We start from the raw sequence: 7,793 nt of genomic DNA, 5'->3' as shown, positions 1-7,793 counted from the left end.
GGGGCCGGCGGCTCAAACCCTTGATTCGGGGCCGGCGGCTCAAACCCTTGATTCGGGTTTTCCCCAACCTTAATTTTTTGTTAAATCATTTTTCTAAAAAACTTTTTTATTCCCACCCATTAGGTCGGTTGATAAGTGGATAAGCTCGGGAGGTTATCCCCAGCGTGGATAACGTGGGGGTAAGCACGGTCTTATCCACGCACTATCCACCAGCATTGTGGAAAACAAGTAGTTGTTTACCAATGCTTTATTATTATTTTCAACATCTGCGTCCTCTTTCCACATTTTCAGTATCCCCCATAAAATGGGCGTGTGGGAAGGCCCGCTGGCGTGGAGAAGTTATCCCCGATTATCCCCCACGGTTTTCCCCTGTGTGGGCTCCTGAATCACCAAAAAAACTTCTACCCCACTTATCCCCGTGTGGCCTTCCTGTTTCCCCCAGGTTATCCCCGAAATTCTCCCCAACGCAAAATGAGTGTGGAAAAGCCGGTGGAAAACCGGTGGATTAGTCCTCAAAAAGGCCGTCAGTAACTGGATTTGAGCTTTAGTTATCCACGGATGTGGGTAAAGTGAGCCAGAATCCTTGGTTTGGGCTCGCTGGGAGCATTTGAGGGCAAGCTTATCAAGCTTCCATTGGGCATCGCTCAAGACATGACTAAAAACGACAACGCCTATGCGTCCCTCATGAATGTGAGCAGTGAAAAGGACAAGCACTGTGGGGGAAAGACTAGCGATGAAAACTACTATGGGTAGATGTGTGAATGTTGCAGCCGCGAACTTCCCTAAGGTGTCAGTAAACGCAAAAAGCCCCTCCCCTTCTGCCAGCAGCCGGGGCAGGCTGATGACACGAAAGAGAGGGGCCCAAAAAGGAATACTGGTTTTGCTCGCTGGTTTAGAATGTGAGCGGGGTCACGATATCAAAACCAGCCCTGATTTGCTGGGGCCTGGGGTCGAGGAACACGGGCTCGGGCGGTAGCAGCAGGTTGGGGTCGCCGTTGCGCCATTTGCCGTCGCCGTCGCGGTCGATGAGCACGCGCAGGCGGTAGGTGCCGGGAGCCACGTCGGAAAAGGAATAGGTGCCCTTGGGCGAATTCAGGCTGGCTACCACTTGCAGCTTTTCATCCAGCAATTGCAGTTCGAAGCTCTTCTCCTTGGTGGTGATGGTGCCCGATAAGCTGGCGGAAACGTCCTGTTCGCTGATGCCCAGGCGCAGGGGCCGCAGCCGCAACTGCTCGCCGGTGATTGCCGAGATGGCCGTGCTGTCGAGTATAATATCCAGCCGGGCTTTGGCCTTGGTGCGGAAGCGCACGGTTAGCTGCGTGCGGTCGGCACTGAGCTTGCCATCGGCGGGCAATGCCAACGGCCGGCGTTTGGTGGAGTCTTCGATGAGGGTGCCAAACGGGCGACCAGTGGCCAGGCGCACTGGCACGGCAAACACGAATTTGATTTGGCCCTCCGGGAACACGGAACGCGGGCTGCCTTCCACGGAATAGAGCGTGGGAGTGGCCGCCCTTTTGGCCGTGGCCGGTGGCACCGGGAAGCGGAGGTTGAGGGTGTCGCGGGCCACGTTGCCGGTGCTGTCGGCCGTGGTGAGCAGGTAGCGGCCATCGCCAACCTCGGGCGTTTTGAAGACCACCACCGTGCGGCCGCGGTCGGCGAGCAGCACGGCTTCGGCCACGGCCGCCGCGCTCTGGGAAGTGCCCACCGGCGCCAGCGTGGCCGAGCGCAGGCCTTCGTTGAAGGCCAACCGCAGCTGCGTGGGGCTGGGCGTGCGGGTGGTGAGCAGGGGCGGGCGCCGGTCGGGCTGCGTTAGGACCAGCGAGACGGGCTTGCTGCTGTCGCCCGCAATGACAATGGGCGCGGGCAGGTAAGCAATTTTCTCGCCGTCGTCGTAGCGGCCGTTGTTGTTCTTATCGGCTACGGCGTACAATTTATAAGCCCCGGCCTTCAGGTAGCTCAAGCTGAATTTGCCTTCCTTGTCGGTAAGCACCGTGTAGTAGGGGCGGCCGCGGCGCACGCCGGCGGTGTCGGCTTCACGGTAGAGGCCCACGCTCACCTCAGCGGCAGGTTTGGCCGTGAGCAGGTCGGTGACGGTGCCGCTCACGCGGCCGGAATCGAGCACGGCGCCGGTGCTGAAGTTGAGGTAGGCGTTTTTGGCCGGTAAGCCTTCGGTGATGTCCACCACCGCCTCGCGAAAATTGAAGCTGTAGGTAGTGTTCGGGTCCAGCGGCTTGTCGAAGAGCAGCGTGATGGAGTTGCGGTCTTCGCGTAGTTTGTAGGGGTTGTCGGCCGGCAGCTGGGGCGTGATAATCAGGTTTTTGGTCAGCTCCTTGGTAACGACGGGCTCCGAAAAAATCAGGCGCACGAACTGCTGCTTCACATTGCGGGCGGCGCTGTCGGGCGAGCTCGCGATGCGGCGCGGGGGCGTGCGGTCGCGCGGGCCGCCCAGGGGCGGGGCCACGGCGGCGCAGCTTTCAAGCAAGGCAATCAGCGCCAGCAAAGCCAGCAGTTCAGCGCGAACAGACATTATACAACAACAGCTTGGTGAGAGTAAGCACAACAGTGGCTGCCCCGATGCGCATCGCCAGCGGTATCATGTGGCTTAGCCGTAACGATGGTAAGGTGCCGGACGGTACGCACCACAAAAGTGGGCAGTGCGGTTTGCAAAGATTCCAGACTTGGCAAAGCGAGTACGGTTGGGGCCTGAACAGCCAGCGAAGAAAGAGCTGCTAAAGCCGAAATCAACCCAAAACGGACCTGCTGCCGCATCAAACAGCCGGGGTGCGTCGCCCAGCCACGTAAAGTAAGCTCGAATACTGCCCCTCGTGCTGCGCCGCGTATTGGTTGGACTTATACCCAGCCTTCAGCACCGTGAGCAGGCCCCCGGCGCGCTCGGCCTTATGCTTTTCGCTGAGCATGCTCACGTAATACGCATCGAGCGGCATGGGCAGGGTATCGCGCAGCACCAGCTTGTGCTTCTTCAGCAGCTGGGCCATGGTTTTGGGCGCGAAATGGTAGAGGTGGCGGGGCACGTCGTAGGCAGCCCACAACTCGCGGTAGTGCTGGGCATCGAGGCTTTCCACGTTGGGCACGGCGATTAGCAGCACACCATCGGGCTTGAGCAGGGCGATGAGCTGGGCCAGGGTTTCGTTGAGGGTGTGCACGTGTTCGAGCACGTGCCAAAGCGTGACGGCATCGAAAGTGCCGGGTTCAAAGGCCGCGAGGCCCTCCTCCCCTATCGGTTGGCCGAGGCGCTGGCTGGCCTCTTCCCGGGCCCGCTGGTTGGGCTCCAGGCCGGCTACCTTCCAGCCCGCCGACTTGGCAGCCGTCAGGAAATGGCCCGTGCCGCAGCCGTAGTCCAGCAGCTTGCCGCGACGGGCCGCGTACTTATTCAGCAAGCCCACCTTGCGGCGCATGGTGAAAAACCTAGCCACTTTGTAGGCCTGGTTTACCAGGCCCGCTGCGCCGCTGTTGTGCGACACGTAGTCGTCGGACTCGTAATACCTACCAATATCTGCCGCGCCCGGCCGGGGGTTGGTGAACTGAAAGCTGCAGGCCGCGCACTGCACAATGGCAAAGCTTTCGTGGCTTACCGTGCGGTCCTCGACCACTAGTTTGTTGCGAAACTCGGGTTTGCCGCACACCGGGCAGCTTTCTAATCGTTCGTAGGACACGGATACTTATAAATGGCAGAACCGCCCGTTTTGGAAACGGCACGGCAAAATTCATAGCCCGGCAAAGTTCGTAAGATTTTAAGTAGCGCGGCCGTGCCCGGCAGGGACTCTGTAGTCCGCGTTCCCGCGCCGTTCGCGAATTGTTGAAACGGCGCGGGGACGCGGACTACAGAGTCCCTGCCGGGCACGGCCGCGCTACTTCTTACCGCCCCAGGTACACCATCAGCACTGACACGTCGGCCGGGGAGATGCCGCTGATGCGCGAGGCCTGCCCAATGGTTTCGGGCTGAATCTTAAGAAGCTTTTCGCGGGCCTCGTGGCTGAGGGCGGGCATGGCGCGGTAGTCGAGCCGGCCCTGGATAACGAAGTTTTCCAGCTCTTGCTGGCGGGCGGCCTGCTGGTGCTCTTTGGCCAAGTAGGTTTCGTATTTGATATTGATGATGGCCTGCTCCAAAGCTTCAGCATCGAATGCAGCAAGCGCAGCATCCAGTGTGGGCAGTGCGCGGCGCAGGTCGGCCAACTCCACGTTGGGCCGACGCAGCAGGTTTACCGCGCGGGTCTTCTCGTGGATTTCGGCTGAGCCCAGCTCCACCAGCAGCGGGTTGATTTCGGCGGTTTCGATGGCAAATTTCTGTAGCAATTCTGCCAGCTCCGCAGCTTGGGCTTCTTTCATCCGCACGCGCTCCAACCGCTCATCTGAGGCTAGGCCTAGCTCATGGCCTAGCGGCGTGAGGCGCAGGTCGGCGTTGTCCTGGCGCAGCAAAATGCGGTGCTCGGCCCGGCTTGTAAACATGCGGTAAGGCTCGTCGGTGCCTTTGTTCACCAGGTCATCGATGAGCACGCCGATGTAGGCTTCGCTCCGCTTCAGGATGAAGGGCGCCTTGCCATGCACTTTGTTGTGCGCGTTGATGCCGGCCATCAGGCCCTGGCAGGCGGCTTCCTCGTAACCCGTGGTGCCGTTGATTTGGCCCGCGAAATACAGGTTCTGCACGCGCTTGGTTTCCAGGGTTAGGCTGAGCTGGGTAGGCGGGAAGAAGTCGTATTCGATGGCGTAGCCGGGGCGGAACATCTTGGCTTTTTCGAAGCCGGCGATTTCGCGCAGGGCACGGTACTGCACGTCCTCGGGCAGCGAGCTGGAGAAGCCGTTGATATAGCATTCCACCGTGCTCCAGCCCTCGGGCTCAACGAAAATCTGATGCCGGTCTTTGTCGGCAAAGCGGTTGATTTTGTCTTCTACGCTGGGGCAATAGCGCGGCCCCAGGCCCTTGATGCGGCCCTGAAACATGGGCGACTTCTCGAAACCCTCGCGTAGGATGTCGTGCACTCGCTCGTTGGTGTAGGTGATGTAGCAGGGGCGCTGCTGCGTCAGGCGCGGCGTGTCGAGGTAGGAGAATTTACTGGGCACGTCATCGCCGCCCTGCACTTCCATTTTGGAGTAGTCGAGGCTGCGGCCGTCCACGCGGGGCGGGGTGCCGGTTTTCATGCGTCCGGCTTCGAAGCCAAGCTCCAGCAGCTGCTCAGTGATGCCGCGGCTGCCTTTTTCAGCGGCCCGGCCACCGCCGAAGTTCTTCTCGCCAATGTGGATGAGGCCGTTGAGGAAAGTGCCGTTGGTCAGCACGACCGACTTGCCCCGAAACTCAATGCCGAGCTGCGTTTTCACGCCCACCACGCTGTCGTTTTCCACTACCAGGCCGGTCACGGCTTCCTGCCAGAAATCCACGTTGGCGATGCCCTCCAGCGTCAGGCGCCAGGCTTCGGCGAAGCGCATCCGGTCGCTTTGGGCGCGCGGGCTCCACATGGCGGGGCCTTTCGAGCGGTTCAGCATCCGAAACTGAATCATGGTCTGGTCAGTGATGATGCCCGACTGGCCACCCAGCGCGTCGATTTCGCGCACAATCTGGCCCTTGGCCACACCGCCCATGGCGGGATTGCACGACATCTGCGCGATGGTGTTCATGTTCATGGTCACCAGCAGCACCTTCGAGCCAAGGTTGGCGGCTGCGGCGGCCGCCTCGCAGCCCGCATGGCCCGCTCCCACTACAATGACATCGTAATCTTCTTGCTGAAACATAATCGGGAGAAGCGCCGGCGCGCCTTCGGTATAGGAAACCGCCATTGAGAGCGGCAATAGAAACAGTCCAACGCGGAACGCGACCTCGTGCGTTCCAGCGGTATCGGCCACAAAATTACGAAATCAAAAACCCACAGCCGGTTTCACGTGAAACGAGTTGTGAGATTGGATTTTTGAGTGCAAGCAGAGCCGTAGTGAAGGCAGCTTCCGGTAGGGCCAGGGGTGAGGTCGCGCCGCATGGCACTTACTTACATTTTACTCGACAACCCCACGCAGTTCCTCCGGCAGCCAATCGGCCAACAACTCGGCAGAGTGAGCAGTAACTACCTCTTTGGAATATGGCAGCCAGCGGCCACTAATACTGTCAAAAACCTCAGTAGCTGTCGGGCTGAGAAATAGCTTGTAGTCGAATTTGGGGTAATCGTGCACCACGTACCCGGGGTAATAGTAGTCGAGCTGCAGGCGGCGGGCGTAGTCGGTTTTCAGCAACAGCAGGTACTTGCCCAAGCTGTATTGCCGGTAATCAGGGTCGTAATAATTCAGGATACCGGCTAGGCTGCGGTCGCCGCGGTCGAAAATGCCGGCTGCAACCAGCCGCTCGCCGTCGCGCACTTCGATGATGTAGGTGTTGAATACGTTGTGCTCTTCACCCCCCTGCAACACGGCTTCTACTGTCGGGGCGGCGTCGAAAGTGATGGCACTCCGATAGCGCGTGTACAATTCTTCGTGCTCAGCAGTGATGTAGAGCGGCTGCACGGTTGCCGCAAACCGGGCGTTGCGCCGCTGCAGACGACGCTGTTCGGGCCCCCACTCTGCTTTGGCCAGCACTAGGCGCAGCCAGTGCGTAGTATAAATCCGCCCATCAAACGGCACAAACTGGCAGGTGAACAAATCCTGCTGCATGCGGTAGTAGCCCTGGCCCAGGTAAAAGTCCAAGGCATCGCCCCGAATGAAGCGCAGAGCAGAAGGAGAAGCGGACATAATCGGGAAGACAAACTACCAGGCCGCAGCTCACGTGCTCAGCCAGGATTGGACATGCCAACGCCCGCGTGAAGCGGGCGCCAGACGGTATCAACAAAAATAAGCAGTGCGCTAGAAGGTGCGCAAGGACAAGCAGTGGTCCTCTTTGGCTCGCATGGCCGTTTGGCTCAGCAAGTCTTTGTCGTGGTAGCCAAGCAGGTGTAGTACGCCGTGAATCATGACGCGGTGCAGCTCGTCGCGGAAGCTCACGCCCAAGTCGCGGGCGTTGTCGCGCACGCGCTCCACGCTGATGAACACATCGCCCTCGATGATGTCGGCATCATCGGAGTTATCGAACGTGATGACGTCGGTGAGGGTATCATGGTCGAGGTACTCGACGTTGAGCTGGTGCAGGTAGTCGTCGGAACAGAAAATGTAGGTAAGCTGCACAATGCGGTGCTCGTGCACGGCCGCGATGCGCTCTATCCATTCCACCAGCCCTTCGGCGTCCGACAACTCGAACTCGGGCACGTCTTCTACCATGAATTCGATGCCGGGGGCCTCGTGGTGCAGCTCGCCGGGGGGGAAATTGTCGTGGTGGGGAGGCCCCACCGGCGGGTGACTGTTCATGCGTCGTTAGGCGGCGATGTGGTCGGGGGTAGGGGTTTCGTCGGCTGGGGCTTGGGTCAGCTGAAAAGTGAGCTGCACGCGGCGGCCTTCTTTGCTAAATTCTACCTCATCGGCCAGGTGGCGGATAAGAAAGATGCCGCGGCCACCGGGGTTTTCCAGGTTTTCGGGCGCCGTGGGGTCCTCCAGGTTGTCGAAATTGAAGCCCGAGCCTTCGTCTTCAATCTCAAATTTCAGCTGTTGGGGCTCCACGTACAACGACAAATAAACGTTCTTGTCTTTGTCGAACTTATTGCCGTGACGGATGGCGTTGTTCACCGCCTCGGTCACGGCAACCATGATGTTGCCGTAGATATCGTCCTCAATCTGAAAGGTATCCTTGGAATTATCGATAAAACTCTCCACCACACGGATGTTTTCGACGAGCGACGGAATCTGAATTTTTACCTGCTTCATAAGGC

General features: G+C 59.4%; 6 protein-coding genes. All 6 read right to left on the bottom strand.

All coding sequences use genetic code 11. The features are described 5' to 3' along the window. Window positions 1–892: 892 nt before the first annotated feature. A complete protein-coding gene (locus BMZ66_RS08565; RefSeq protein ID WP_092671143.1) occupies window positions 893–2,527 on the bottom strand; it encodes an Ig-like domain-containing domain in 1,635 nt (544 codons plus the stop codon). A gap of 241 nt (window positions 2,528–2,768) precedes the next feature. Then, window positions 2,769–3,674 (bottom strand): class I SAM-dependent methyltransferase, encoded by a 906-nt coding sequence (locus BMZ66_RS08560; protein ID WP_092671140.1) that lies wholly within the window; start codon window positions 3,672–3,674, stop codon window positions 2,769–2,771. Window positions 3,675–3,876: 202 nt separating this feature from the next. Then, on the bottom strand, window positions 3,877–5,745 hold the full coding sequence (gene mnmG, locus BMZ66_RS08555) for a tRNA uridine-5-carboxymethylaminomethyl(34) synthesis enzyme MnmG (protein ID WP_092672938.1): 1,869 nt from the start codon (window positions 5,743–5,745) through the stop codon (window positions 3,877–3,879). A 255-nt stretch (window positions 5,746–6,000) separates the two neighbouring features. Beyond that, window positions 6,001–6,726 carry a GNAT family N-acetyltransferase gene (locus tag BMZ66_RS08550; RefSeq protein WP_234795038.1) on the bottom strand — a complete coding sequence of 242 codons (726 nt, stop codon included), beginning with the start codon at window positions 6,724–6,726 and terminating at the stop codon, window positions 6,001–6,003. A gap of 111 nt (window positions 6,727–6,837) precedes the next feature. Continuing rightward, complete coding sequence (ybeY, locus tag BMZ66_RS08545; RefSeq protein WP_092671138.1) at window positions 6,838–7,335, bottom strand: rRNA maturation RNase YbeY; 498 nt, start codon at window positions 7,333–7,335, stop codon at window positions 6,838–6,840. Between the two features lie 6 nt (window positions 7,336–7,341). Continuing rightward, window positions 7,342–7,788, bottom strand: coding sequence for an ATP-binding protein (locus BMZ66_RS08540; RefSeq protein WP_092671135.1), 447 nt, complete (start codon window positions 7,786–7,788; stop codon window positions 7,342–7,344). Between the last annotated feature and the right edge of the window lie 5 nt (window positions 7,789–7,793).

The sequence above is a fragment of the Hymenobacter arizonensis genome (genome assembly GCF_900115775.1).
Classification (GTDB): domain Bacteria; phylum Bacteroidota; class Bacteroidia; order Cytophagales; family Hymenobacteraceae; genus Hymenobacter; species Hymenobacter arizonensis.
This window is presented reverse-complemented; position numbering and strand designations above follow the sequence as displayed.

Bases quoted from the DNA above. Each gene is read 5' to 3' on its own strand.
- BMZ66_RS08565 (WP_092671143.1), bottom strand. From the start codon at position 2,527: ATGTCTGTTCGCGCTGAACTGCTGGCTTTGCTGGCGCTGATTGCCTTG.
- mnmG (WP_092672938.1), bottom strand. From the start codon at position 5,745: ATGTTTCAGCAAGAAGATTACGATGTCATTGTAGTGGGAGCGGGCCAT.
- BMZ66_RS08550 (WP_234795038.1), bottom strand. From the start codon at position 6,726: ATGTCCGCTTCTCCTTCTGCTCTGCGCTTCATTCGGGGCGATGCCTTG.
- ybeY (WP_092671138.1), bottom strand. From the start codon at position 7,335: ATGAACAGTCACCCGCCGGTGGGGCCTCCCCACCACGACAATTTCCCC.
- BMZ66_RS08540 (WP_092671135.1), bottom strand. From the start codon at position 7,788: ATGAAGCAGGTAAAAATTCAGATTCCGTCGCTCGTCGAAAACATCCGT.